The 25,255-nt window shown below is 66.2% G+C and carries 28 protein-coding genes; 13 read left to right on the forward strand and 15 right to left on the reverse strand.

The features are described 5' to 3' along the window. The first annotated feature begins 132 nt into the window (after positions 1 to 132). A complete protein-coding gene (locus tag C2R25_RS19300) occupies positions 133 to 1,209 on the forward strand; it encodes an aldo/keto reductase (protein WP_103730735.1) in 1,077 nt (358 codons plus the stop codon). Here C2R25_RS19300 and C2R25_RS19305 read toward each other — a convergent pair. After that, a complete protein-coding gene (locus tag C2R25_RS19305; RefSeq protein ID WP_103730736.1) occupies positions 1,200 to 1,622 on the reverse strand; it encodes a nuclear transport factor 2 family protein in 423 nt (140 codons plus the stop codon). The two genes, C2R25_RS19300 and C2R25_RS19305, sit on opposite strands and share 10 nt — an antisense overlap. Continuing rightward, positions 1,615 to 2,490 (reverse strand): SDR family oxidoreductase, encoded by an 876-nt coding sequence (locus C2R25_RS19310; RefSeq protein ID WP_233204149.1) that lies wholly within the window; start codon positions 2,488 to 2,490, stop codon positions 1,615 to 1,617. The genes C2R25_RS19305 and C2R25_RS19310 overlap by 8 nt, the downstream gene beginning before the upstream one ends. A gap of 61 nt (positions 2,491 to 2,551) precedes the next feature. Here C2R25_RS19310 and C2R25_RS19315 point away from each other — a divergent pair, with 61 nt between their 5' ends. Beyond that, on the forward strand, positions 2,552 to 3,703 hold the full coding sequence (locus tag C2R25_RS19315; RefSeq protein WP_103730738.1) for a sulfotransferase: 1,152 nt from the start codon (positions 2,552 to 2,554) through the stop codon (positions 3,701 to 3,703). Beyond that, positions 3,700 to 4,224, forward strand: coding sequence for a VOC family protein (locus C2R25_RS19320; protein ID WP_103730739.1), 525 nt, complete (start codon positions 3,700 to 3,702; stop codon positions 4,222 to 4,224). The genes C2R25_RS19315 and C2R25_RS19320 overlap by 4 nt, the downstream gene beginning before the upstream one ends. On the opposite strand, the gene C2R25_RS19325 is transcribed toward C2R25_RS19320, so the two are convergent. The 3 genes from C2R25_RS19325 to C2R25_RS19335 form a co-directional block, all read right to left on the reverse strand. Beyond that, complete coding sequence (locus C2R25_RS19325; protein WP_103730740.1) at positions 4,221 to 5,030, reverse strand: SDR family NAD(P)-dependent oxidoreductase; 810 nt, start codon at positions 5,028 to 5,030, stop codon at positions 4,221 to 4,223. The genes C2R25_RS19320 and C2R25_RS19325 overlap by 4 nt on opposite strands. 28 nt (positions 5,031 to 5,058) lie before the next feature. Next, positions 5,059 to 5,811 (reverse strand): SDR family oxidoreductase, encoded by a 753-nt coding sequence (locus C2R25_RS19330; RefSeq protein ID WP_346770670.1) that lies wholly within the window; start codon positions 5,809 to 5,811, stop codon positions 5,059 to 5,061. A gap of 147 nt (positions 5,812 to 5,958) precedes the next feature. Then, positions 5,959 to 7,059, reverse strand: coding sequence for a chemotaxis protein CheY (locus C2R25_RS19335; protein WP_103730742.1), 1,101 nt, complete (start codon positions 7,057 to 7,059; stop codon positions 5,959 to 5,961). Positions 7,060 to 7,186: 127 nt separating this feature from the next. Between C2R25_RS19335 and C2R25_RS19340 the strand changes: the two genes are divergently transcribed. The 5 genes from C2R25_RS19340 (at position 7,187) to C2R25_RS20760 (ending at position 12,189) form a co-directional block, all read left to right on the forward strand. Further along, complete coding sequence (locus C2R25_RS19340; RefSeq protein ID WP_103730743.1) at positions 7,187 to 8,305, forward strand: LLM class flavin-dependent oxidoreductase; 1,119 nt, start codon at positions 7,187 to 7,189, stop codon at positions 8,303 to 8,305. Positions 8,306 to 8,308: 3 nt separating this feature from the next. Next, the gene (locus C2R25_RS19345; RefSeq protein ID WP_103730744.1) at positions 8,309 to 9,475 is read left to right on the forward strand and encodes a sulfotransferase; all 1,167 of its coding nucleotides are present in this window, start codon (positions 8,309 to 8,311) and stop codon (positions 9,473 to 9,475) included. A gap of 2 nt (positions 9,476 to 9,477) precedes the next feature. Continuing rightward, positions 9,478 to 10,275 (forward strand): sugar phosphate isomerase/epimerase, encoded by a 798-nt coding sequence (locus tag C2R25_RS19350; RefSeq protein WP_103730745.1) that lies wholly within the window; start codon positions 9,478 to 9,480, stop codon positions 10,273 to 10,275. A gap of 2 nt (positions 10,276 to 10,277) precedes the next feature. Further along, a complete protein-coding gene (locus C2R25_RS19355; protein WP_103730746.1) occupies positions 10,278 to 11,513 on the forward strand; it encodes a DUF1214 domain-containing protein in 1,236 nt (411 codons plus the stop codon). 67 nt (positions 11,514 to 11,580) lie between these two features. Next, on the forward strand, positions 11,581 to 12,189 hold the full coding sequence (locus C2R25_RS20760; RefSeq protein WP_199183880.1) for a hypothetical protein: 609 nt from the start codon (positions 11,581 to 11,583) through the stop codon (positions 12,187 to 12,189). A 535-nt stretch (positions 12,190 to 12,724) separates the two neighbouring features. Here the strand turns inward: C2R25_RS20760 and ruvB are convergent. Continuing rightward, on the reverse strand, positions 12,725 to 13,756 hold the full coding sequence (ruvB, locus tag C2R25_RS19365; protein WP_103730747.1) for a Holliday junction branch migration DNA helicase RuvB: 1,032 nt from the start codon (positions 13,754 to 13,756) through the stop codon (positions 12,725 to 12,727). Between the two features lie 12 nt (positions 13,757 to 13,768). Then, the gene (gene ruvA / locus C2R25_RS19370; protein WP_103730748.1) at positions 13,769 to 14,374 is read right to left on the reverse strand and encodes a Holliday junction branch migration protein RuvA; all 606 of its coding nucleotides are present in this window, start codon (positions 14,372 to 14,374) and stop codon (positions 13,769 to 13,771) included. A gap of 75 nt (positions 14,375 to 14,449) precedes the next feature. Here ruvA and C2R25_RS19375 point away from each other — a divergent pair, with 75 nt between their 5' ends. Then, the gene (locus C2R25_RS19375; protein WP_233204153.1) at positions 14,450 to 15,973 is read left to right on the forward strand and encodes a hypothetical protein; all 1,524 of its coding nucleotides are present in this window, start codon (positions 14,450 to 14,452) and stop codon (positions 15,971 to 15,973) included. 16 nt (positions 15,974 to 15,989) lie between these two features. Here C2R25_RS19375 and ruvC read toward each other — a convergent pair whose 3' ends face one another. Both ruvC and C2R25_RS19385 read right to left on the reverse strand, forming a co-directional pair. Then, entirely contained in the window at positions 15,990 to 16,466 is a 477-nt protein-coding gene (ruvC, locus tag C2R25_RS19380) for a crossover junction endodeoxyribonuclease RuvC (protein ID WP_103730749.1), read from the reverse strand. 56 nt (positions 16,467 to 16,522) lie between these two features. Continuing rightward, positions 16,523 to 17,266, reverse strand: coding sequence for a YebC/PmpR family DNA-binding transcriptional regulator (locus C2R25_RS19385; protein WP_103730750.1), 744 nt, complete (start codon positions 17,264 to 17,266; stop codon positions 16,523 to 16,525). 188 nt (positions 17,267 to 17,454) lie between these two features. Between C2R25_RS19385 and C2R25_RS19390 the strand changes: the two genes are divergently transcribed. Next, on the forward strand, positions 17,455 to 18,177 hold the full coding sequence (locus C2R25_RS19390; protein WP_103730751.1) for a type II CAAX prenyl endopeptidase Rce1 family protein: 723 nt from the start codon (positions 17,455 to 17,457) through the stop codon (positions 18,175 to 18,177). A gap of 43 nt (positions 18,178 to 18,220) precedes the next feature. Here the strand turns inward: C2R25_RS19390 and C2R25_RS19395 are convergent, their stop codons facing one another. Further along, positions 18,221 to 18,457, reverse strand: a complete 237-nt coding sequence (locus C2R25_RS19395) for a DUF2312 domain-containing protein (RefSeq protein WP_103730752.1) — start codon at positions 18,455 to 18,457, stop codon at positions 18,221 to 18,223. Positions 18,458 to 18,696: 239 nt separating this feature from the next. On the opposite strand from C2R25_RS19395, the gene sugE reads away from it, so the two are divergent. Next, on the forward strand, positions 18,697 to 19,011 hold the full coding sequence (gene sugE, locus C2R25_RS19400) for a quaternary ammonium compound efflux SMR transporter SugE (RefSeq protein WP_103730753.1): 315 nt from the start codon (positions 18,697 to 18,699) through the stop codon (positions 19,009 to 19,011). Between the two features lie 30 nt (positions 19,012 to 19,041). Here the strand turns inward: sugE and C2R25_RS19405 are convergent, their stop codons facing one another. Further along, entirely contained in the window at positions 19,042 to 19,353 is a 312-nt protein-coding gene (locus C2R25_RS19405) for a DUF1244 domain-containing protein (protein WP_103730754.1), read from the reverse strand. A 101-nt stretch (positions 19,354 to 19,454) separates the two neighbouring features. Between C2R25_RS19405 and pyk the strand changes: the two genes are divergently transcribed. Further along, complete coding sequence (gene pyk / locus C2R25_RS19410; protein ID WP_103730787.1) at positions 19,455 to 20,927, forward strand: pyruvate kinase; 1,473 nt, start codon at positions 19,455 to 19,457, stop codon at positions 20,925 to 20,927. A 76-nt stretch (positions 20,928 to 21,003) separates the two neighbouring features. On the opposite strand, the gene C2R25_RS19415 is transcribed toward pyk, so the two are convergent. Next, positions 21,004 to 21,663, reverse strand: a complete 660-nt coding sequence (locus C2R25_RS19415) for a YggS family pyridoxal phosphate-dependent enzyme (RefSeq protein ID WP_103730755.1) — start codon at positions 21,661 to 21,663, stop codon at positions 21,004 to 21,006. Here C2R25_RS19415 and C2R25_RS19420 point away from each other — a divergent pair. Then, positions 21,662 to 22,222: a thiamine phosphate synthase gene (locus C2R25_RS19420; protein WP_103730756.1), complete on the forward strand. Its 561-nt coding sequence runs from the start codon at positions 21,662 to 21,664 to the stop codon at positions 22,220 to 22,222. The genes C2R25_RS19415 and C2R25_RS19420 overlap by 2 nt on opposite strands. Positions 22,223 to 22,231: 9 nt before the next feature. Here C2R25_RS19420 and C2R25_RS19425 read toward each other — a convergent pair whose 3' ends face one another. From C2R25_RS19425 to C2R25_RS19435, 3 genes are read right to left on the reverse strand one after another with little or no spacing between them, the layout of a single operon-like run. Then, positions 22,232 to 22,999 (reverse strand): enoyl-CoA hydratase/isomerase family protein, encoded by a 768-nt coding sequence (locus C2R25_RS19425; protein WP_103730757.1) that lies wholly within the window; start codon positions 22,997 to 22,999, stop codon positions 22,232 to 22,234. Between the two features lies 1 nt (position 23,000). Beyond that, a complete protein-coding gene (locus C2R25_RS19430) occupies positions 23,001 to 24,269 on the reverse strand; it encodes an acetyl-CoA hydrolase/transferase family protein (protein ID WP_103730758.1) in 1,269 nt (422 codons plus the stop codon). Between the two features lie 34 nt (positions 24,270 to 24,303). Further along, on the reverse strand, positions 24,304 to 25,194 hold the full coding sequence (locus C2R25_RS19435) for a CoA ester lyase (protein ID WP_103730759.1): 891 nt from the start codon (positions 25,192 to 25,194) through the stop codon (positions 24,304 to 24,306). Positions 25,195 to 25,255: the final 61 nt, after the last annotated feature.

The following is a 25,255-nucleotide window of genomic DNA, read 5'->3' on the forward strand; positions in this document are numbered from 1 at the left end:
GTTCGCCTGCTACGCCCAGCGCGCAGGCGACGCAATGCGACGGAAGGGTCGCTTGATCCAGACGGCAGCGCGGCATCTCCCCATGGCCAGCGGCGCGGCAGGCCCGCAAGAAGGATTGGAGGAGAACACGACATGGCGACAAGCCTGGATCACTACCGCCTGCTCGGCCGTTCGGGCTTGAGGGTTTCCCCCCTCGCCCTTGGAACGATGACGTTCGGCGCCGATGGCGGCTGGGGCAGCACCGAGGATGAGGCTCGGGCCATGGTCGACCGCTTCATCGACGGCGGCGGCAACTTCATCGACACCGCCAATTTCTACGGCCGGATGGGGCGCTCGGAGGAATGGCTCGGACGCATCGTCCAGGGTCGGCGGCACCCGCTGGTGATCTCGACCAAGTATTCCCTGACCACACGCCCCGGCGATCCCAACGCAGCGGGAAACCAGCGCAAGACGATGGTGCGGGCCGTGGAGGACTCCCTCCGGCGTATGCAGACCGATTACATCGACTTGCTCTATCTCCACATGTGGGACTTCCGCACGCCCGTCGACGAGATCCTGCGCGCTTTCGATGACCTCGTGCGCAGCGGCAAGGTTCTTTACATCGGGCTTTCGGACGTTCCGGCGTGGCAGGCCAGCCGCATGCAGGCGATCGCCGAACTGCGGGGTTGGACGCCGTTTTGCGCCTTGCAGATCCAGTATAGCCTGATCGAGCGCACGGTGGAGCGCGAACTCATCCCGATGGCTGTCGAGATGGGCATGGGCCTTTCACCATGGGCACCGCTCGGCCAGGGCATTCTCACCGGAAAGTATACCCGGGCCGACCTGGCTGAGGGCGAAAGCCTTGAGGCTGGCGGTTCGCGCAAGGCGATCAACGCGCTCACCGGCAAGCTTTCCGCGCGCAACCTTGATGTTGCGGACGCCGTGGTGGAAATCGCCGGGGAACTCGGATGCACCGCAGCGCAAGTGGCGCTCGCCTGGACGCTGGCGAACCCGGCGACGTGCTCGCCGGTCGTCGGTGCCCGCACGCTGTTACAGCTTGACGACAATCTGGGCGCGCTCTCCCTGACGCTGGACGACAGCCATCTTGCACGGCTGGACGCGGTGAGTGCCGTGCCCAAGGTGTTTCCCATGGATGTGCTCACCGGCCCCGCCGAAGGAATGATGTTCGGCGGGGTCAGCGTGGAGCGCCGAGGGGCGCGTCAGGGATAGACGGTGTAGATCCGGGACGAAAACACCCAACGCCCCTCCTGACGAACGAAGCTGTCCAGGTATTCGCCCGTCACGGTGCGGTCGGTCCCCGGTATCGCGGCGGACATCATGGCGTTGGCGGTGGCGGTATCGCCGTCCACCTCGATCATGAGGTTATGGATCAACGGCACGGGATGAGGCTTCCCCCTGCCTTCCATCAGGAAGGCGGCAAGCGCGTCCGGTGTCTCGAAGCGCTGCCGCACCGCGAAGTCGCTCCGATCTGGCCAGCCTGAGCGCACCTCGAAGGTGCCGTCAGGGGCGAACAACGCGGGGATATCCTCATGCGCCTCGCGCCGGATGGCACGGGCATAGTCGTGAACAAGGTCCGCCACGGCCAGCTGCGCCTCGATCCGGGCAAGCCGTTCCTCATCCATGCGGCGGCGTCGCCTGGCTGTCCCGATGCTCGCAGGCGGCGCGGATGGCGGCGAAGCGCGGCTCGACGCTGCTCCAGACCCGCGGGTGCGTGACGATGCAGGGCTCGTCGTTCTCAATTCCTTCCACCACCATCAGCCCCACGTCCTCCACCGTGATCCGGGAAGGCGGCATCCGACCGGCCGCGTCGCGGATCTCGCCTCCCACCTTGCGGGTGCTCTCGGCAAGGTTCGTCGCGATGTAGCCGGGGCACAGCAACGAAACGCCCACGCCATGCGGCGCCAGTTCCTGTCGCAGCGCCTCTGTCAGCGCTGTGACGCCGAACTTGGCCACGGCGTAAGCGCCCACTCCCGGTACACTTGCGACCAGTCCCGCCTGGGATGAGGTGTTGACGACATGCCCCTTGCCGCGTGCGCGCATATCGGCGGCGAAGGTGAACACGCCGTTGGCAACACCAGTGAGGTTGATCGCGACGATACGGTCGAAGCTTGCCGGATCCATGTCCGCGAATTCGCGACCGTTCGGCGCGATGCCGGCGTTGTTGACGAGAAGGTCGACGGGGCCGAACGCTGCTTCGGCTTCGGTTTTCGCGCGCGCCCAACCCTCTCGATCGCGCGTGTCAAGAACGGCGCCGCGCACGGCCGGGCCGCGTTCCGCGACGACGGAGCGGAGGCTGTCCTCATCGATGTCCGCGATGGTAACGCGCACGCCGCGCCCGACCATCGCATCGACGATACCTAGACCGATCCCGCTGGCACCACCTGTGACGAACGCATGCCGTGCCGTACTCAAATCCATGGCTTTTGACCTCTCCACCCGGCACCCTGCCGCTTCCTCCTGCAGAGTGTCGAAGTAATCACTATCTTGCAATCGCCAGAGCCTCTGCGCATCACCGCAGGGACGATAAGACAACGGGATGGAGGATACAGGGATGATCCTGGACGAGGTGATCGCGGCCGCGCGGGCCGAAACCGGACTGACTGGAATCGGCGATCCAGCGGTGACGGAGGGCCTGGACCTGTTGCTTCGCTCGTACGCACAGGAAGCCGGCTTCAGCGAACGCGGCGAGCAGCTCGCTCACCGCGATCTGGTGAAGTACCTCTCGGGAAGGATGCGGATCGAGGATTGGCTGTCCCGTCACCCCGAACTGCTCGAGCGACCGGTCGAAAAGCCCCTCTTCGTGTTCGGCCTGCCGCGCACGGGCACTACGCTGGTGATCAACCTCCTCGCTTCGGACCCGGCGCGCAGGGCATTTCTGCGCTGGGAATCGCACGACCCGGTGCCGCCGCCACGCCCGGAGGAGCTGACCGCCGGCCCCCGCTGGCAGAAGATGCAGGACCAGACGCTGGCCTCGCTGCAGCACATGCCGCAGATCGCCGCCATCCATTACGAGGATGCGCATAGCCCGACCGAGTGCCAGTTCGCGATGACGTACTCGTTCTGCGCGCAGGTCTTCGAAGCGCAGGCGGACATACCGAGCTATCGCGACTGGCTGCTGCACAAAGCCGATTACGGCCCCGCCTTCCGCTTCCACAAGCGCCTGCTCCAGACGCTGCAGGCCGAGGCCGGCGGACGGTGGACGCTCAAGAACCCGTGGCACCCCTTGTTCCTGGATGCGCTGACGGACGTTTACCCGGACGCGCAGCTGGTGATGACGCACCGTGACCCCGCCGATGTGCTCGGCTCGGTCGGCAGCCTCATCGAAAACGTGCGGCGGATCTACTCGGACGAGGTCGATCTCGAAGGGATCGGCCGCTCCTTCATGGACACCTTCGCAATCATGATCGAGCGGCAGGACGCCTTCCGCGCCAAGCACGGGCAGGACGCGATCCTGGATGTGCAGTACGTCGATGTCATGAAAGACCCGATCGGCGCCTGCCGCGGCATTTACGAGCACTTCGGCGAGCCTTTCACGCCTGAGGCCAAGGCCGCGATGGAAGGCTACATGGCCGCCAATCCCAAGGGCAAGCACGGCAAGCACGAATATTCTCTGGAGCGCTACGGCCTTACCCGCGACGCCGTGCACTCCACGTTCGCGGACTACATCGAGCGGTATCGCATCCCCGTTAAACAGGGCGCATGACGCACCTCGGCCGCCGCTACGGCCAGCTTGTCCAGGTGAGCTACGCCACCCGCGACATGGACGCGGCGGTGGCGCACGCGGGGGCGGAACTGGGGATCACCGGGCTGCGCCGCAACGAGTCCGATATCGAGGTCCTATCCTATGGAGAGCACCGGCGGCTGGGCGTGAAATCCGCGATCGCCAACATGGGTGAGCCGGGCGCCGCGCGCCAGTTCGAGATCATCGAGCCGGTGTCCGGCGTGACGGAGATCTACAGCGGAGCGGTGGACCTCTCGGCCCACCTCCTCGCCTTCCATCACGTCGCGATCGCCGTCCCGGGCCCTTACGCCGCGTGGGAAACGCTGCTGGACGAGGTGCACGCAAGCGGGGACGCCATGGCGCTGCTCTTTCCTGCCGTGCCTTCGCCCGAAGCGGGCCTGTGCTTCTGTTATGTCGACACGCGAAGGCGGATCGGCCATTTCACGGAATATCTGTGGGCCGATCCGTCGCTTGCGGGAATACCCGTGGCGCCCTGGCTCTAGCTGTCGTCCGCGTTGACGCTGACGATGCCGGGCCGCTCGGCTCCCATGCCCGAAAATCCTATCGAATAGCCTCCGTCCACCGGCAGGATGACGCCTGTGACATAGGCCGCCTCGTCACTGGCCAGGAACAGCGCGGCGGCGGCGACGTCTTCGGCCCTGCCCCAGCGCCCCAGGGGGATGCCCGCGAGCGTCGGGAAGCCTTCAGGCGGCGCATCGTGCGTCTTCGAAGCTTCCACAAGCCCCGTCCACATAGTGCCGGGCGCGACGGCGTTCACGCGGATGTTTCTGTCCGAATAGTCCAGCGCTGCCACCTTGGTCAGCTGGTGCACGCCTGCCTTGGCGGAACTGTACACGCTGTGGTGCTTCCACCCGACCACCGCCGAGGCGGAGCTTGTATTGACGATGGCGCCGCCGCCCGTCTTGAGCATCGACTCGATTCCGTACTTCATGCCGAGGAACACGCCCCGAATGTTGGTGGCGTGGACCTTGTCCCACAGTTCCACCGGCTGCGTGTGGAGGGGCGCCATGCCCCCGCCGAACCCGGCGTTGTTGCACAGCACGTCCAATCGGCCGAAGCGCTCCTCGGCGGTGGCGATCATCGCCTTGATCTGCCCTTCGTCCGATACGTCACAATGGACGGCGACGGTTTCGCCGCCCAGTTCCGACGCCACTTCATCCTGGTTGCCCGAAATATCCGCGAGCACCAGCCGCGCCCCTTCGGCATGAAACAACTTCGCCATCGCACGGCCCATGCCGGAACCCGCGCCGGTGATGATGCAGACCTTGTCCTGAAGCCTTCCGGCCATAGCCCTTCTCCCTTGGATTAGAGGCCGCTTACGCCGACGTGTCGATCGTCGGTCGGATCGCGATTTCCGAGATGTTCGTGCGGCGCGGCAGGGACAGGATGAAGACGATGGCCTCGCCGATATCGCGCGGCTTCACCGCCCCTTCCTTGCTGACATGGGCCTGAATTGCGGCCCGCCAGTTGGGGTCGGAAATGCTGTCTCCCACCTCCGTTTCGGTGGCGCCGGGCATCAGGGTGGTGACGCGGATGTTCTTGCCGCCGAGCTCCTGGCGCATGCCGTCCGTCATGAAGTTGACCGCGTGCTTGCTGGCCGAATAGGCGCTCGTCATCGGGCCGCCCTTGCGCCCTGCCAGGGAGGAGATGGTGATGATGTCTCCGCCGCCCTGCTCCAGCATGTGCGGCACGGCCGCCGCGCAGGTATAGACGGTGCCCATCAGGTTGATGTCGATGACCTTGCGGTAGATGGCGGTGTCGCAGTTCTCAATGCCGCCCGCTTCCATGATGCCGGCGGAGTTGATGAGGATGTCGATGCTTCCAAGCTGCGCGACCGTTTCCGCCACCGCACGCCGCGCATCATCCTCCACCGTCATGTCGCCGGGGATCGCAAGAGCCTTTCCGCCCTCGGCCTCGATCCGCGTGACCAGGCCGGACAGGCGCTCGACCCGGCGAGCCGAGAGCGCGACCGTCGCCCCGGCTTCGGCAAGGCACAGCGCTGCGGCTTCCCCGATGCCTGACGAGGCCCCTGTCACGAGCGCGACTTTTCCGGCTAGAGGCTTGGTCATCTGCGGCATTCTCCCGATGCTTGTGCGGCCCTCCTTGTGGGCCGATCGTATGCATTTGCTGATCCCCCAAGACGGTAAGGTCAACCGGGAATGCTGAACACCCGTTCTAATCGCTCCGGCGAGGCACCCGGATGTATCCGAAACGTCCTAGGCGATCACGAGGACGCTGCGGTGGATGAAGCGCACCAGATCAGCCTGCCCGCGTGCGCCGGTCTTGGCGTAGATACGCTTGGAGTACGTTCGTGCCGATTCGACTGTCAGTCCAAGTTCCGGCGCCGCCTCGCTGATCGACATGCCGCGGCTCAGGGCGAGCGCAAGCCGCGCCTCGCTGGGCGCGAGGTCGAAAAGTTGGGCGAGCTGGTCACAGCGATCGGCCGACGACCAGTTGTCCGCATGAAGATAGCCGACGATGGCCGGCGCCGCCTGCGTCGTGCCCATGCGCTGACCGGACGGAACGAGCAGCAGGTCGAGCCAGGGTTCGCGGCCCAGCACCACCGCGCGCGGCCTGGCCTGCGGACTGATCGCCAGATCCCGAACCGCGCTCACGAGTTGTCGCCGCAACGAGGCATCCCTGGCGGTCAGCCTGCCGTCCTTTGCCCGCGCGATGCTGTCACCCGCCTGCAGAATGCGGGCGCCATGCGGATCGGCGTCCAGCACGCGTCCTTCGCCGTCCAGTGTGATCCAGCCAAAATTCATTCGCCGCACCGCCTCGCACGCGACGGCCGCCGTCATGCGCTCCCGTTCCAGCGTCACAAAGCTGCCGAGCGCCGCGCGCATGTACGGCGCCAGCTGTTCAAGCAGCCGGTCCACCTCCGTGCCGAATTCGCCCTTGCGGCGCGTGACGGTTATCCACCCGCTTACGCCCGCGTTGTCGCTCATGCGGATCATGCGAAGGTGGTTCATGCCCGAAGGAAGCAGCAGTTGGGTGAGGTAGGCGTCGTGATCGGCTCCGCCGTGCTGAAGCAGCTGCTCCAGCCGGTACGAACGGCCTTCCTCCATTTCGTGGTAAGGCACCGGATCGCGCAGATAGAAGCTCTCACGGTAATGGCGCGTCACGGGCGGCGGCGAAGGCTGCCCCGAATACAGGTGGATCACACGCGCTTCAGGCGTGCCCAGCGGCAGCGGCCGGAAGACGAGGCTCGCGTAGTCGCCGCCAACGCTTGCGCGCAGCGCATCGAGGAAGCGCCCCCAGGGCGGGTCCTGCAGAAGCCCCTCGATCAGAGGAACGATCAACGATTCTCCCGGCATCGTTTCATCCCCAAATGGGAATTTGCTTTCCTCCATGCCTAGACCACCTACCGGGCACCGACAAAGAGGCGGCGCCGCAGGCATCGTTCCCGCGATGCGCCCCCGATAACCGGAGGGGAAAAGGCCAATGAACGTGCAGCCGGCAGCCTTTCTGCGCACCACCCTGCCGCTGGGCATCGACATGGTCGCGGACTACGATTCGGGCCGCTACCACTCAATCTGGTTGCCAGACCATATGGTCAGCTTTTGGCCCGATTCGATCTGGACGCCGGAGTTCACTGATCTCGCCAAGGCCTCGCCAAGCCCCCACCGTCACCTCGACGGAATGGCCGTGGCCGCCGCCGCCGCGGTGCTGACGCGGAAAACGCCGCTCGCCACGACCGTCGTCGATACCGTGCGCCGCCATCCGTCCCTCCTGGCGCAGACGGCCCTGACGATCAGCCACCTGTCCAAGGGGCGCTTCATTCTGGGCCTCGGCTCCGGTGAGCTGGAGAACACGGTTCCTTACGGCTTTGACTTCGCCAAGCCGGTCGGCCGCCTTGAAGAGGCGATCAAGGTGATCAAGCGGCTCTGGCACGCCGACGGCCCGGTCGACTTCGAAGGAGAGTTCTTCCACCTCGAACACGCCCGCTTGGACACCGAGTTCTACGATGGAAAGGCGCCCCCGATCTGGCTAGGCGCCGCCGGCCCCCGCATGCTCGGCATCACCGGGCGCGAGGCGGACGGCTGGTGGCCCGCGGGCTCCTACACGCCCGAAGATTACGCCGCGAAGCTCAAGACCATCCTTGATGCAGGCGACGCGGTGGGCCGCGACATGAGCCACTTCACGCCTGCGATCACTCAGATCTGCCTGATCGGCGAGCCGGACGAGATCGACGAGATGCTGCAGGCCCCTATGGTCAAGTCGATCATCCTGATGCTCACCGCCAGGGATCTTGCCCAGTTCGGCTATGAGCACCCGATGGGCCCGGACTGGCGCGGCATCATGGATTTCGATCCGGTCAAGCTGAGCCGGGACGCCATGCTGAAGTTCTGCGCCGAGATGAACCCGCAGGCGATCCGCGACATTTTCCCTGTCGGCACGCCCAAGGAGGTCGCCCGCAAGATCAAGGGCTTCGCCGATGCCGGAATGCGCGTCTACAAGCTGATGGAATATGGCGGCATGGGCGGCATGAAATTCTCGGCCACATCCGCCGCCAAGGTGCGCGAGACCGAGGACGAGATCCAGAAGCTGGTGGAGGGCTGAGGCGTGGCGGAACTCGACGCCGAGGAGCTACTTCAGGAGGCCATGGCAGCCACCGGCCTGTCGGACTGGTCGGACGACGGCTTTGTGGAACGGTTCGGTCTGGCCGTGGCGCACATCAACTCCATCCCGATGGATGACAACGGTCGGCAGGCCGCCGCGCGGAACAGCCAGTGGCTGCTTACGGACCGGCTCCGCTTCTTTCAGGACCGCAAGGACTATCCGCTTGCCGACGAGGTGATCGAGCGCCCCATGTTCGCCAGCGGCGAGCCCCGTTCCGGCACCACCCTGATGCACGCGCTCATGTCGGTCGACCCGGATGCACGAGCCTTGCGCTTTGCCGAGGTCATGCATCCCTCGCCGCCGCCCGGCGCCGTGGAAGGCGATGACCCCCGCTACGCGCAGGCCGACACGGAATGGCGCGAAATCAACACGAAGATGGCCAAGTGGCTACACTGCCATCCTTACAACGATATGCTGGGCAACGGCCTGCCGGAGGATGAGCGGACCTGGGCTTTCGACTTCCGCGTCATGACTCCTACCGCCTGGTGGCGTGTGCCGATGCAGAACCTCTCGATGGGACTTCCCACCGATCCGGCGGCGCAGTACCGCATCCACAAGGCGATGCTGCAGGCCTTTCAGTACAAGCGCCCGCCCGGCTACTGGGTGCTGAAGGGGTTTCACACGACCCGACTTGAAGCGTTCTTCGACACCTATCCGGACGCTACGCTCGTGTGGTTGCACCGGGACCCGGTGATGGTGGCGGCCAGTTCCACGATGATGATGTCGGACATCATGGAGGGGATCGTCGGCAAGATCGACCTCAGGCAGGAGGCGCGCGCTCATCTGGAACGGGTGCGCTGGTCGATCGGCAACACCATGAGCAATCCCCTGGTGAACGACCCGCGCATCCACCACGTCCTCTACCACGACTTCGTAGCCGATCCGGTGGAGACGGTACGGGGCTACTACGCGTTCGCCGGTCGCAATTTCGGTGAGCGGCAGGAAACCGCCATGCGCGACTATCTCGCCAACAACCGGGGCGACCGGCACGGGAAGTTCCACTATTCCACACAGGTGCTCGTCGATGCGGGATACAATATCGACGAGCTTAACGCCGAATTCGCGCCTTTCCGTGAACGGTTCGGCGTACCGATCGAGGTCCGCCGCTGACCATGCACCCGCGCGTCAGCCTGCACCAGGTAGCCCTTGCCCAGGAGCCCACGGCGGAGTTCCTCCAATTCTGCCATGACGAGGACATCCAACATTGCACGCTCGTCACTCCGCGTCTGCGGCACGAGGCCGATCGCAAGGCCGCGCGCGAAAGCCCGGTCCGTATCGGCTGCATCAACCACCCCTTCGCGCTCTACCCCGACCTGGAGCGGGACAAGGGGGATGCCGCCAAGGTGCTGCTCGCGGCCATCGACCTTGCCGCCGAACTGAGTGTGCCGTCTATTTATCTGCTCACGGGCGGACGGGGCCGCCTGTCCTGGGAAGAAGCGGCGTCCCGCTTCACCGACCTGCTCGCGCCTTGTCGCGACAGAGCCGAGCGTGCGGGCATTGCCCTGCTGGTCGAGAACGCGTCCGCCCTGAACGCTGACATCCATATCGCCCACACCCTGCCGGACACCACGCAACTGGCCCGCACAGCGGGAATAGGCGTGTGCGTGGAGCTCCATGCCTGCTGGCCGGAAGCCAATCTACGCTCCAACCTCGCAGAGGCCTTGCCGCTGACGGGTCTGGTACAAGTGAGCGACTATGTGCTGGGAGACCGCAGCACCCCGTGCCGCGCCGTTCCCGGCGATGGGGCCATGCCCATCGAACGCATCCTTCGCGACGTTCTGGACCTTGGCTACGCCGGCCTCTTCGACCTTGAACTTATCGGCCCGCGCATCGAGGCGGAAGGCCCGCGCCAGGCGTGCAGACGCGCCGCACACTACCTTTCCGATCTCCTCTACCGGCTGGGAGCCTGACGATGGCCTATGGTGACGGTTCCGACGATGCCCGCCTGCGCGCCGCGTGGGAGAGCTTCTGCGACAGCCTCAAGGATGCGGGGCTCGCAGCCTTCAAGGACGCCAGTCCGGCGAGCCCACTGCAACGCGCGGACGCCTTCCGCTTCCTCACCCAGAACCTCGGACAGGCGTTCGATCTGGCGCTGGAGACGAAGGATCCGGCGTTTCCTCAGATCCACCCCTTCGTCACCCCTACACGCAAGCTCGGCGGCGACGTTGCGGACTTCACGTACCGACAGGCCTGGATTGACGGCAACCACACCTACCGGATCACAGGGCGGAAAGGCACGGCGCGCTGGCTCAACATCACCGTGCAGGGGCCGCGTCCCCCGACCATCCCCGGCACGGACTGGCCTTCGCTGCACGAGCCCTTCGGCGACATCCCTGAGTGCAACATTCTCGGCACCCGGATTGAAGCCGACAGCGACGGCACTTTCGAGCTGTTCATCGGCGGGCCGGAGCGAAAGGGCAACTGGCTTCCAACCACGTCCGAAAGCCGCAAGCTGTTCATTCGCGAAGCCTTCGACGCGTGGGAGGAGACACCGACGACGATGACGATCGAACGCGTCGGGATGGACAGCCCGCGCCCGCTCCCGACACCGGCCACCATGACGCAGGCGATGGATTGGGCCGGGAACTTCGTGACCGGGCTGATGCGGGACTGGCCGGAGCATTCCTGGCGCATCTCGCGCGGGGTCTGTGATCCTCACGCGCTCAACACCTTCCCTGCCGACAAGACCGCCAACGATGCCTCCGACCTCCACCGGGGTCGCATGGCGGCGCACATGGTCTGGCAGCTGGCTCCCGAGGAGGCGCTCATCGTCGAGATGGATGCCCATCCCGGATTCTGGATCTTCGGAATGGGGGGAGCTTTCGTGGGCTCGATGGATTTCCTCCATCGCCCGGTCAGCTACACGCCCGCCCGAACGCGCATCGATCGCGACGGAGTCGTGCGGCTGGTGCTCGCACATAACGACCCGGGCGTTCACAACTGGCTCGACACGCAGGGCTTCCGCGCCGGTAATCTCACCTATCGCAATCTGCTGACGCAGGACGCAGCCAACTTCCGCACGCAAGTGGTGCCACGTGACAGGATTCTCGCGCATCTGCCTGCCGATACCGCGATGGTCAGCAAGGCCGAACGCGAGGACATGCGGCTGGAACGGTATCGGGCCGTCAAGCGGCGCTACGGCATCTGACCTGAAGGGACGGCGCCCAGTGGGATAGCTTCAGGCTTTCACCCGCGCCAGCCGGCGCCGGCCGAAGATGGCCGCGGCCGCCGCACCGAACAGCAGCAGCATCGGCGGCGCGGGAACGGGCGTACCGCCGGAGCTTGTCGAGGTGGACCCGCCCGACGAGGTCGAGGACGATGAGGAACCCGAGCTTGTCGAGGAGGACGACGAACTGGTGCCCCCGAACGAGCTGGACGAAGAGCTGGACGTGGACGAACCGGAGGAGGAACTCGTCGACGAGCCGCCAGACGTCGTTCCACCCGAGGTGTTCTCGTCGTCGCCACCCGACGAACTGGAGGACGACGAGCTGGAGGAGGACGACGAGCTGGAGGAGGACGACGAGGACGAGGAGGAACTGCTCGATGTGGAGACGTTTCCGGAGCTGGTGGACGTAGTGGACGTGATGCCGCCGGTCGTCGTGGTCGACGTCATGCCGCCGGTGCTGGAGCTGGAGCTCGTGGTCGAGGTGACACCGCCGGTGGTCGAGGTGACACCGCCGGTGGTCGTCGACGTGATGACCACGTTGCCCCCGCCACCGCCGCCACCACCGCCGAAGAAACCGCCGAAAAAGCCGCCGCCGAAGCCACCGAAGCCGCCTCCACCGCCGATCACCGTCGGAGCGCCGCCGCTGCCACCGACGTAGGACGGGGGCGCCGATACCGGCGCGTAAGGGGCGGGCGCAGGGACCATGGCCACGGCTGCAGGTTCATCTGGCCTGTCGATCCTGCGGGCGCGCTTGAGTTCGGGCGCGGGCTCCTTGCGGATGATACGCTTGGCCGGCCGCTTCGGGGGCTTGGCGACTTTGGCGACCTTCACCTTGCGGTATTCGGTTTTGGCGGCCTGCTTCTCGGCAACGTGAACGGCGCCACCGCCGATGATAGCGCAGCCCGCCGCGCAGGCGGACAATTTCGCCAGGGCCATCCTAACCGACATAAACCATTGCCCTCTTTTTGCGCATGGCGGCTGCGGCTCGCCAAGGAAGCCGCCTCGCCAGGTTGAGAAAAGCAAACGCAGAGAGCGCCCGATGCGGCAACGCGATTTCAAGCAAAACCGCGTCTAAAAAGCAAAATCCTGGTTAATATTCGGCACTGTGGCACGGGTTGTGCCGAAACGGCACTGTCTGGCAGCAGCCGCCCGGCGCAGGCCGTCGGGAGAGGGCCGCTTGGCCCGGAGAGAAATCAGCCGTCCGACGAATCGAAGAGCCCGCCTTGCGGCCCCACAGGCGGCGTCATCCCGAGGTGCTGCCAGCCACGGTCGTTCAGGCAGCGCCCCCTGGCGGTACGGGCGATCAGGCCGAGCTGGATGAGGTAGGGTTCGATAACCTCCTCGATCGTATCACGCGGCTCGGACAGTCCGGCGGCCAGCGTCTCGACGCCCACCGGGCCGCCCTTGTAGATCTCCGCGATCATCCGGAGATAGCGGCGGTCCTGCGCGTCGAGCCCGATGGAATCCACCTCAAGCCGCGTCAGGGCGTTGTCGGCTATGCCACGGGTGATGACATCGGAGCCCGCAACGTGCGCGAAGTCACGGACGCGGCGCATCAGGCGGCCCGCCACGCGCGGCGTGCCACGCGATCGGCGGGCGATTTCAGTCGCCCCGCCCCGGTCCATGCCGATGCCGAGCAACCCGGCCCCGCGCGTCACGACTTTCTCCAGTTCCTCGACCGTGTAGAACTGCAGCCGCACGGGTATCCCGAAGCGATCGCGCAGCGGCGTCTGCAGCAGACCCTGCCGGGTGGTGGCCCCGATCAGGGTGAAGGGCGGAAGGTCGATCCGCACCGAACGGGCCGAGGGCCCTTCGCCGATAATGAGATCGAGGGCACGATCCTCCATCGCGGGATAGAGCACTTCCTCCACCACGGGATTGAGGCGATGGATCTCATCGATGAAAAGGACGTCGCCCTGCTCAAGATTGGTGAGCAACGCGGCGAGGTCGCCCGCCTTGGCAATGACCGGCCCAGAGGTCGCACGGAAGCCGACACCCAGTTCCCGCGCGACGATCTGGGCCAGCGTCGTCTTGCCCAGCCCCGGCGGGCCGAAGAAAAGCACGTGGTCCATCGCTTCGCGCCGCGACTTGGCGGATTCGATGAAGACCTGCAGGTTGTCCTTGGCGGCGGCCTGCCCGACGAATTCCGCAAGGCTCTTGGGTCGCAGGGCAGCGTCCACATCCTCGGTCTGGCGGCTGGGGGAGAGAATCGGATTGTCCGTCATGCGACCGGCCGCTTACCCGGCCGCCAGCTTGAGCGCCACGCGCACAAGATCGTTAAGCCCGGCATTCTCCCCGAGTTCATCCACCGCCTTGCCGACGGCGTTAGCGGCGACGACGGGCTTGAAGCCCAGGTTCTGGAGCGCCGAAACGGCATCTGCGCTGAACGAGCCCTGCGGCAAGGCCGCGCTACCGCCAGGCGCACCGGGCGCGACCGGCAGGCCGCCTGCCTTGTCCTTCAGTTCATTGACGATGCGGCTCGCCAGCTTCGGACCCACGCCATTGGCACGGGCGACCATGGCGCTGTCCCCGCCCGCGCAGGCTCGTTGCAGTTCCTCCGTCGTTAATGCCGACAGGATGGCCAGCGCCACCTTGGACCCGACGCCCTGAATGGCGGTCAGCATGCGAAACCAGTTCCGCTCCGCCGCTGAGGCGAAGCCGATGAGCCGCTGGTCGGTTTCCGACACCTGCATTTCGGTGTGGATGACGACGCGGTCTCCCCGGATGCCCAGATGGCTCAGAGTCCGGGCCGAGCAATGGACAAGGTAGCCGACGCCGTTGACGTCGATGATCGCCCAGTCGGGGCCAGTGTCGTCTAACAGTCCGGTGAGCTTGGCGATCATGGTTTGTTCCTATGGCATACCGGGAATGGCCACGAAAGAGCGAATTGCGCGCACGGCGGTGACTTGCCGCGCGGCTTGCCGTATCAGGCAGCGATGGGGCGAAAGGGGCAGGACGATTTCCGATCGGGCGACGAGGCACTTTTCACGCCGTCGGTGTGGCGACTGCTCGCCGTGGGCACGGCCGTGGTGGCCGTGCTCCTGCGCGCGATCGCCTTCTCGCCGCTCGACCAGCATCACGCCGACGAGCTGACGCAGTACTTCGAGCAGGCACACCGCATCGTCACCGGCAGCGGCATCGTTCCGTGGGAGGCGCGGTTCGGCATCCGCAACTCGCTGATCCCGCAGCTGCTTGCCATGCCGATCGCGCTGGGCCGATGGCTTGCCCCCGGTACGATGGCCCCGCTCTACCTGGCGCGCGGCACCTATGCCGCGCTCACCCTGCTGGCACTGCCTGCGGCCTGGCAGCTGGGCGCACTGACCTCGCGCGCGCACGCCTGGATCGCGATGCTCGTCGTGGCCGTGTGGTGGCAGAGCATTCTGTTCTCCGATCTGCTGCTCTCGGAAAGCCTCGCCGCCGCGATACTCCTGCTGGCCGCCGCGCCGCTGCTGGATGAAGGAGCGACGCACCGCCGCATCGCTGCGAGCGCGTGCCTTCTGGGGCTGGGTGTGCTGCTGCGATTTCAGTTCGCCCCTTTCGCCGCGGTTCTGGCCATTCATACGCTGCGGTTGGAGCCTCGGCGATGGAGACCGCTTCTCGCAGGCGGGCTTGCCGCGGCGGCTGCAGGGGCCGCCAGTGATCTTCTCGCCGGCACGTTGCCGTTCGCATGGATCTTCGCCAACTTCGCGCACAACATCGGGGAAGGACGGGCGGCGCGGTTCGGAACGAGCGGTCCGTTCGAGTACCTTGTCGAATACTACCGACACTTCGGCGCCGCCGCGCTCCTGTTCACGGTCCTTGCCATCGTCCCGGCAGCCAGACGCTACGCTCCGCTTCTCTTCGCCGCAGCGGCGACCATCCTTGCGCACAGCCTTCTGGCGCACAAGGAGTATCGCTTCGTGTGGGTGGCCACCCAGTCGGTAATGATAGTCGCCAGCGTGGGAGCGCTCTCGCTGGTGCAGCGCGCGTTCCGCCAGGGCGCGGCGCGCAGCCCGTTCCAGCCGCTGCTGGCGACGGCATCGATCTGGTGCCTGCTCAGCTTCGCCTCCGCCTCAGCGACGGGCGGCTACCGGTCCTTGCGGGGCGGTGGCGGACTGAGCGAATTGGCCATAACTGCGGCGAAGCGCCCGGAGGTGTGCCGCCTGGCGGTGGCGCAGGCATACTACCTCTACGCCGCGCCCTCCATCCTGCCGCGACCGCTCCCGCTCTCGGTCGTGCCAGAGGGCGTCTTGGAAGGGCGGGTGCCACTCCCCGCTTCCATCAGCCGCTCATCAAACGCCCTGCTCATGGGGCACAGCCTGCCGAAAGGCGCAGACGGCTACCGGCGCGTGGCCTGCACCGTGCTGCCGGAGGAAAAGCCCTGCCTCTATGTCCGGCCGGGCACCTGCACGGCAGATCCCGTCTACGATGTGCAGGCGGCGCTCGAACGGGCCGGGCTCTAATCCGGCCGGCGGGCGGTCAGCGGTGGCTGCCGAGCATGTTGGCGTGAGTGATGGCGACGGCGAGAGCATCGGCCGCGTCTTCGCCGGCGAGCTTCACGCCAGGCAGCAGGATCTTGAGCATGGCCTGGACTTGCGCCTTCTCGGCCGCGCCTGTGCCGACGATCGCCTTCTTGATGAGGCGGGTGGAGTATTCCGCCACGGGAAGCCCGGCACGGGCGACCGACAGCATGGCCACGCCGCGCGCCTGCCCCAGCTTCAGCGTCGACTGAGGATTCACGTTAACGAAGACTTCCTCCACCGCGCCCGCATCCGGGCGGTGGTGAAGGATCACGTCGGTCAGCGCCGCGTCCAGTTCCACCAGCCGCTCGGCCATCCCGGCCTTGGCGTTGGTGCGGATCTGCCCGTTCGCCACATGGCTGAGGCGGCTGCCGCTCTTCGCGACGATGCCCCAGCCAGTGCAGGTGAGACCGGGATCGATACCGATGAGGATCATCGCGCTAAGAGGCCGTCAGCCAGCATGCCGGAGCCGAAGCCCCGGCTTCCGGCTTGTCAGCCCAGCTTCTCCATGACCTCGTCCGAGATCTCGTAATTGCCCCAGACGGTCTGGACGTCGTCATCGTCCTCGAGCGTGTCGACGAGCTTCATGAGGGTGCTCGCGGTGTCCAGATCGACATCGACCTTGAGGCTCGGCTTCCAGGCCAGCTTCACGCCCTCGGCCTCGCCCAGCACCTTCTCGAGCTCGCGCGCGACTTCGTGCAGGTTCTCGACGGAAGTCCAGACCGCGTGGCTGTCGCCGTCGCTTTCGACGTCGTCGGCACCCGCTTCGATAGCGGCTTCAAGAACCTTGTCCTCGTCACCCACGGTGCCGGGGTACTCGATGAGACCCAGACGCTCGAAGCCATGGCTGACCGCGCCCGAAGCGCCCAGGTTTCCGCCGTTCTTGGCGAAGGCGGTGCGCACGTTGGTGGCGGTGCGGTTGCGGTTGTCGGTCAGCGCTTCGACGATGATGGCGACGCCGCTCGGGCCGTAACCCTCGTAGCGCACTTCCTCGTAGTTCTCGCCGTCGCCCTTGCTCGCCTTCTCGATGGCGCGCTGGATGTTGTCCTTGGGCATGGACTGCGCCTTGGCCGCGTTCACGGCGGCACGCAGGCGCGGGTTCATGTCCGGATCGGGCATGCCCATCTTCGCGGCGACGGTGATTTCGCGCGACAGCTTGGAGAACATCGCCGAGCGCTTCTTATCCTGCGCACCCTTGCGATGCATGATGTTCTTGAATTTGGAATGGCCTGCCATGGGTCCGCTCGCTGACTGCCCGCGATCCTCCTTCTGCAAGGCCGTTCCGCGGGTCCGATGAATGAAGTGGCGCGGGCCTTACAACAGGCGTGCACCAAAGGGCAACCGGAGACCGGCAGCCGTGCCGGTGGAGCCCCATCCGCATTGCGGGCAAGGAACCCGCAAGGCTTTCCAAGGTACAAGGCCCCATGACGACGACACAAAGCGACCCTTCACCCCGGACCGCACCGGCGGTTCTGCCACAGCTGGCCCGCTTCCTGGCGCGGCCGCAGGTGCTCACCCCGATCGGACTGCGCTCGGGCAGCGGGTGGAGGATACTGGCCTCAGTGACCGCGCTTCACCTCGCGGGGATGCTGCTGCTGATACTGCCGCTGCTGACCCTGTGGCAGAAGACGCAGGACTTGCCCCTGCCCGACGCCTTCGGCAAAGTGCCGTCACACTGGCTCCTGCCGCTGACGATCCTTGCCGCGCCGGTACTGGAGGAATCCATCTTTCGCGGATGGCAGACGGGCCGCCCCCGCGCGCTGTGGTTGCTCGGCTGCTTCGCGGCTCTTGTCGCCATAGCCGCATTGGCGCCTGGGCTCGACCCAATCGTGCTGATTGCCGCAATCGGGGTGATGGCGGCAGCGGCGGGCGTGGGCTGGTTCCGCCTGCGCAAGCGCAAGGATGCGCCGAAGGTCTATCGCGCGGCCTACCCTATCGTGTTCTGGGTAGTGGCGCTCGCTTTCGCCGCCGTCCACCTCATGAACTATCCGTCGGCATCGCTCCTGTCGTTGCCGATGGTCCTGCCCCAGCTCTGGGCCGCGCTGCTGCTGGGCTTTACCCGCCAGCGCGTGGGCCTTGTCGCCGCCATGCTCCAGCACGGCGCGGCAAACGCGGCCAGCATGGCGCTGGCCCTCGCGGGGAACTGAGGCCACTGTCCCCATCCGGCACCGGATGGGGGTAGCGGCTGCCTCAGTCGATGCCCAGAGCCGTCTTGTAGGTATCGAGCAGCATGTCCATTTCGCGGCGATCGTCCGGCTTCATCTTGCGCAGACGCACGATAGCACGCATGATCTTCACGTCGTAGCCGACCGCCTTCGCCTCATTGTAGACGTCGCGGATGTCGTCCGAGATGCCCTTCTTCTCTTCCTCGAGACGCTCGACGCGTTCGATCAGCAGGCGCAGGCGATCGTCGGTGGTTTCGGCCATGGGTTGAATGCTCCGGTGAAGGCTGGTGAATCGGTTGGTGGCGGCTGATAGCCACGCGTGCGGATTCGGGCAAAGCGCTGCCCTGTGGAAATCATGTGGAGGACGCGCCGAGGTTGCCTTCCCATTCCGCCGCCCCTATTCCGCCCCGGCGCCGACCACGTTCGTGCGTCTGCCCGGACGGGCAGTGTCAAGACCGGGACGGCCCGGCGATCCCCCTCGCGAGAAAGGAGATTGTCGTCGTGCCTTGGATTCTACTGTCGATTGCAGGCGCTCTGGAAGTGGTCTGGGCCTTCTCCATGAAGCAATCGCAGGGTTTCACCCGCCTTTGGCCCAGCCTCATCACGCTGATCGCGATGCTTGCGAGCTTTGGCCTTCTTGCCGCCGCGATGCGCTCGCTGCCGTTGGGAACCGCTTATGCGGTCTGGACCGGGATCGGCGCGCTTGGTGCGTTCGTTGTGGGCATCGCGTTCCTGGGCGAATCCGCCAATGCGACACGGCTGCTGGCGGCGGCCCTGATCCTGGGAGGGATCATGCTCATGAAGGCTTCTTCCTGACGGCAGGCCGCCGCGCGGGCCGGGAGCCGATCAGTGCGCGCCGCCGTTTTTCGCAAGGCTCTCCTCCATGCGCGCAATCTGCTCGGGCGTCGCCTCGCTCTGATACCTGTCCTTCCACTCGTCGAACGGCATACCGTGGATGACCGCGCGTGCCTGTGCCTTGTCGCCGGCATAGCCCGCATCGCGGATCCAGTCCGCCAGGCAGTTGCGGCAGAAGCCCGCCAGGCCCATCAGATCGATGTTCTGTGCATCGTGGCGGTGCTGCAGATGGCGCACCAGCCGGCGGAAAGCCGCCGCGGCCACGGCATCGTCAATTGCATCAATGTCATTTTGCCCGTTCATAATCCGCCAATCGTCCTTGGTTTGTAATAAGGCCTTTGCCATATGAGGCGCGGTTTCCGGAAGAGGCAGCAAACTTGGTCAGCAGCATTCCCTCGGGCGCGATGCCCTATCGTCGGTCCCCCCATCATCGCGGCATCAAGCGCCAGCGCAAGGTAAAGATACTCGCAACCCTTGGCCCCGCCAGCCGGGACCGCGAGACCATAGCCAAACTGCTCAAGGCCGGCGCGGATGCCTTTCGCGTCAACATGAGCCACGGCGACCACGAAACGCACCGCGAAACGATCGCCAATATTCGCGCGGTGGAAAAGGATCTGGAGCGGCCGATCGCGATCCTGTGCGATCTTCAGGGCCCCAAGCTGCGCGTCGGCCAGTTTGAAGGCGGCAAGGCGTTCATCCGCCACGGCTCGCACTTCACCCTCGACCGCGACCCGGCGCCCGGCAACGACGAGCGCGTCTGCCTGCCGCACCCGGAACTCTTCGGTATCCTGCAGAAGGGCCAGCGCCTGCTGATCGACGACGGCAAGCTGCGTCTGGTCGTCATCCGCGCCAGCGAGGACGCCATCCTGTGCAGCGCGGAAGTGGGCGGCCCCATTTCCGACCGCAAGGGCGTGAACATTCCGGACGCGATCGTCCCCGTCCCGGCGCTTACTGAGAAGGACCGGCGGGACCTCGCCTTCGCGGTGGAGCAGAACGCCGACTGGATCGGCCTCTCCTTCGTGCAGCGCCCGGAGGACGTGGCCGAAGCACGCCGCCTTTCGGGCGGGCAGAGTGCCATCATGGCGAAGATCGAAAAGCCGGCGGCCGTCGAAAGCCTCGACGAGATCATCGAGCTATCGGACGGCATAATGGTGGCGCGCGGTGACCTTGGCGTCGAACTGCTGCCCGAAGAAGTGCCCCCGATCCAGAAGCACATCATCGAAAAGACACGCCGTCTCGGCAAGCCGGTGGTCGTCGCCACGCAGATGCTGGAATCGATGATCACGAGCCCCTCGCCCACGCGCGCCGAAGTGTCCGACGTCGCCAACGCCGTCTACGACGGTGCCGACGCCGTCATGCTCTCGGCCGAGACGGCGGCGGGGCAGTGGCCCGTCGAGGCGGTGACCATCATGGACCGCATCGCCATGAAGGTCGAAGCCGACACGACCTACCGCGAGCGTATCCACATCACGAACACACCGCCCGACGCGACCAGCGCGGACGCCCTGTCCGAGGCTTGCGCCCAGATTTCGGACACGCTGACGATTGAAGGCATCATCGTCTTCACGGGTTCGGGTATCTCGGCCCGCCGGGTGGCGCGGGAACGTCCCGCCGCCCCGATGCTGGTGCTCACTCCCTCGCGCAAGACGGCCCGCCGCCTCGCGCTTCTGTGGGGCGCGCACACCGTCATCACCAAGGACATCGGCAGCTTCGAGGAAATGATCGGCAAGGGCAAGCGCATGGCCCTGCGCCATGGCTTCGGCGCGGCCGGGTCTCGCCTGATCACGCTGGCGGGCGTCCCGTTCGGCGTACCAGGCTCGACCAACCTGCTGCACATCGTGACGCTTACCGGCAACGAACTCGACACCCCGAGGTGAGAGCCGGCGCGTGCGGGGGAGCATCCCTGCACGCGCCGCCTGTTGCACGTGAAACCTGCGCCCCGTGCGGGAGAGTTCAGGCGGCTTTTTTGCGCGCGCCGAACAGTGCGCTGCCCACGCGCACGTGCGTGGCCCCGAGCAGCACCGCCGTTTCGAAGTCGTCGCTCATGCCCATGCTGAGCTGATCCAGCCCGTTGTCCGCCGCGATTTCGGCAAGCAAGGCGAAGAACGGGGCTGCTTCGATTCCGGCGGGGGGGACGCACATCAGGCCGATGACGGGAATGCCCGCCTCCCGCGCTGAGGCGAGGAGCGCCGGCACTTCCGCAATGGCGCAGCCGCCCTTCTGTTCCTCGTCCCCGATATTCACCTGGATGAAGCACGGCACCTTGCGCCCGGCCTTCTCCATCGCCTTGGCCAGCGCCGTGACCAGCGAGGGCCGATCGAGCCCATGGATGCAGTCGAACAGTTCGACCGCCTCTTCGGCCTTGTTGGACTGCAATTGCCCTACAAGGTGCAGCTTCACATCCGGGAATGCCTTGCGCAGGGCCGGCCACTTGGCCGCGGCTTCCTGAACGCGATTCTCCCCGAAGACGCGGTGCCCGGCCTCCAGGAGCGGCACGATGGCGTCGGCGTCGTGAGTCTTCGAAACGGCGACGAGTTCGATTCCCGCCGGGTCGCGCCCGGCGATCGCGGCGGACTTCGCAATGCGGGAACGGATGTCTTCTAGCTGATCCATGGCGCGCTGCTATAGCGTCCCGGTGAAGAACCGCCAGTCATCCCTTCCTCACGTTTGGCTCATCAGCGATGCCCGCAACGATGCGGTGCTGGAGCGGGCCCTGAGCCGTCTGCCGCGCGGGTCGGGCTTCATCTTCCGCCACTATCACCTTCCGGCAGACCGACGCCGCGCGCGCTACCTTCGCCTATGTCGAACCGCCCGGCGTCATGGCCATGCCGTGATCCTCGCCGGTGACACATCTCAGGCCCGGCGCTGGAAAGCCGATGGCGCCTACGCGTCGCCGGCCCGGCTCGGCTCGGCGCCGAACCTGCTGCGGCTGGCAACGGTTCACTCGCTCCGAGAACTCGGAGAGGCCCACCGCGCCGGCGTGGACGCCGTCTTGATCTCACCTGCGTTCCCGACCGCCTCGCACCCCGGCGCACCGACGCTGGGGCCGGTGCGACTGCGCTTGCTGGCCGCCCGGGCGAGGGCGAAGCCTATCGCGCTTGGCGGCATGACCCGCCGCAAGGCGCGCGGCTACAACATCAGCCGCTGGGCCGCGATCGACGGGCTTTCCTGAACCTCTGGTTCAGCGGCCCTGCCACACGGGCCTGCGCTTCTCCGCAAAGGCGCGCGGCCCCTCCTGCGCGTCGTGCGAGTTGTAGGCGTGTTCATGCGCCGCACGGGCTGCGGCAAGGGCAGCGCTGCGGCCCATCTCAGTCGAGAGCATCACCGTCTCGCGTGCAGCCTTCACCGAAAGCGGCGCGCCTTCCAGAACGTCCTGCGCCAGCGTAATCGCCTCGTCGAGGACCGCACCCGGTTCGGCAAGCCGGTTCACCAACCCGATCTCGTAAGCGCGCTCGGCGTTGATCGGCTTTCCGGTCAGCACGATTTCCATGAAGATGCGCTGCGGGATCATGTGAATGAGCGGCGCCGCCCAGGGACTGCCGCGCCCCACCTTGACCTCGGTGATCGCGAACTTGGCTGTGGTCGATGCGACGCACAGATCACAAGCCTGCGCGATCATCCAGCCGCCCGCGAAGGCCACGCCGTTCACCGCCGCAATGGTCGGCTTCGACAGTTCCATGGTGTCGTACGGGAGCGCGTACATATCGCGCGGAGGAACGGCCATGCCGGTTTCGACCATCTCCTTCAGATCGCCGCCCGCACAGAACGCCCTTTCGCCACTTCCGGTAAGGATCGCGATCCGCAAGCCATCGTCGCCTTCGAAGCGCGCCCACGCCTCGCGCAGACCCTCCCGCACTTCGCGGGTGAGAGCGTTGCGCTGGTCGGGGCGGTTGATGGTGATGACGGCGATGCCATCCTCACGCGCGTCGAACAGGACCGCGTCTTGCATGTCAGAACCCTCTCCTGGCGATTTCGAAAGCGGTCCGGTCCAGCTCCTCTCGAAAGTCCGGATGCGCGATGGCGACGAGGCGCCGGGCGCGCTCGGCGAGGGCCTGCCCCTTGAGCTGTGCGGCTCCGAACTCCGTAACCACGACATCGACCTCGCTGCGCGCGCTGGTGACCGGGCCGGAAAGCGACGGCACGATCTTGCTGATCGTTCCGCCCTTCGCGGTCGCGGACAGCACCATGAGCGAGGCGCCGCCCGGTGAACGTGCGCCCGCGCGGACGAAGTCCACCTGCCCGCCCGTTCCGCCCAGGTACGCCGAGCCGGACTGCTCGGCGTTGACCTGCCCGGTGAGGTCCACCTCGAGCGCCGAGTTGATGGTGACGAGGCGCGACAATTGCCCGAGCACGCCCGCATCGTGCGTGTAGCTCGTCGGCGTCATGCGGATGGCGGGGTTGCCGTTCGCCCAATCGTACAAGCGCCGTGTCCCGATCAGCGCGCCGTTGATGGAGATGCCGCGGTCAATCTCCTTGCGCGCGTTGGTGAGCACGCCGGCCTCCGCCAGGTCCACCAGACCGTCGCCTAACATCCCCGAGTGCACGCCCAGGTCACGGCGGTCGTGCAGCAGGCGCAGGATGGCGTCCGGCACCGCGCCAACCCCGGTCTGGATCACCGATCCGTCTTCGATGAACCCGGCGCAAAGCCGGGCAATCGCCTCGTCGGCGGGGCCGATCGTCGCGGGGGCCACCTCGACGGGAGGGCGCGATACCTCCACAGCGACGTCGATGGCGCTGGCGGGAATCATCTCGCCTGCAACGCAAGGAACCTGGTCATTGACTTCGGCGATGACGACGCGCGCCTTGTCCACTGCGGCGCGCACATAGTCCGAGATGAGCCCGCAGGAGTAATTGCCGGCGCTGTCGGCGGGGCTCACCTGGATCATCGCGACGTCACAGGGAAGGACACCGGCCGTGATCAACGGCGCGACCTGGCTGACATGCACCGGGATCACGTCAAGCGCGTTGGCCTTGGTCATGGCCCGCAGGGCTCCGATCGCGCCCATGGAGGACAGGCGGAAGGCAGAGGCTGTTCCGGGCGTGAAGAGACCGGAGAAGCTGGTGGCGATAAAGGCGTGAAGCCCTCCGATCCCGGCTCCCTGCGCGACAAGCGCCTCCACCAGCGCGGTCGGCTCTCCGCAAGCCTGGCCGAAGACGACGTGGTCGCCTGATCGCAGGTACTGCGAGAGATCAAGGTTCTCCAGCGTCGTGCGGATCATTGCCACGGCCCTGCCGTCGGCAGCCCGCCGGCGTTCATAGCCGCCCGGCCTGCCGCAGCAAGCGCTCCGCACGGGCAAGGTACGGACGATCGAGCATTCCGCCCTTCCAGCCGATTGCGCCTACACCCGGATTGGCCGCGAAGATATCGACGATCTCCTGAGCCTCGGCAATCTCCTGTTCGGTCGGCGTGAAAGCTTCGTTGATGACCGGCACCTGCGCCGGGTGAATGGCCATCATGCCCCGGAAGCCATCACGGCGGACCTTCTCCGCCCGGGCCCGCAGCGCGTCGAGGTTCTTGAAATCGGCGCTGATCGTCTCGATCGCGGTCACGCCGGCCGTCGCCGCACCGAGAACGGTGAGGCTGCGCGCCAGTTCGTACGTGAAGCTGTAGGAGCCATCCTCGTTCCTGTTGGACGACGCGCCAATGGAATCCGCCAGATCCTCCGCGCCCCAGGTCAGGGCCACCACACGCGGCGCGCCCTTGTAGCTCCCGGTGTGGAACATGGCCTCGGCCGTTTCGGTGATGAGGACGATGACCGGCGTGGAGCCTTCCTCGATGCCGTTCGCGACTTCCAGCGCGGAAAGGCAGTGGTCCAGCTTCTCCACCTCTGCACGGCTGTAGACCTTGGGCAGCATGATGCCGCCGGGATGTGCCGGCATGATCGCGGCAAGATCAAGCAAGGTGTGCGGACCGTCGAAGGGATTGATCCGCACCCACAGCCGGTTGCGCTGGGCCGGATTGGCCTTGATGAAGTCATGCACCATGGGGCGAGCCGCCGCCTTGGCGTCCGGCGCCACCGCGTCCTCCAGGTCGATGAGCACGATGTCGGCATCGCCTTCCATCGCCTTGGTCATCTTCTTCTCGCTGTCACCCGGCGCGAAGAGCCATGAGCGGGCGGCAACGGGTTCGTGGGTCACAGGCATGGACGGGTATCCTCAATCCGGTCGTTTGTCGCTGGGGCCGGGCCTTGCAGCAGCGGAGCGT

This window comes from Novosphingobium sp. HII-3 (assembly GCF_002916655.1).
Taxonomy (GTDB): Bacteria; Pseudomonadota; Alphaproteobacteria; order Sphingomonadales; family Sphingomonadaceae; genus Novosphingobium; species Novosphingobium panipatense.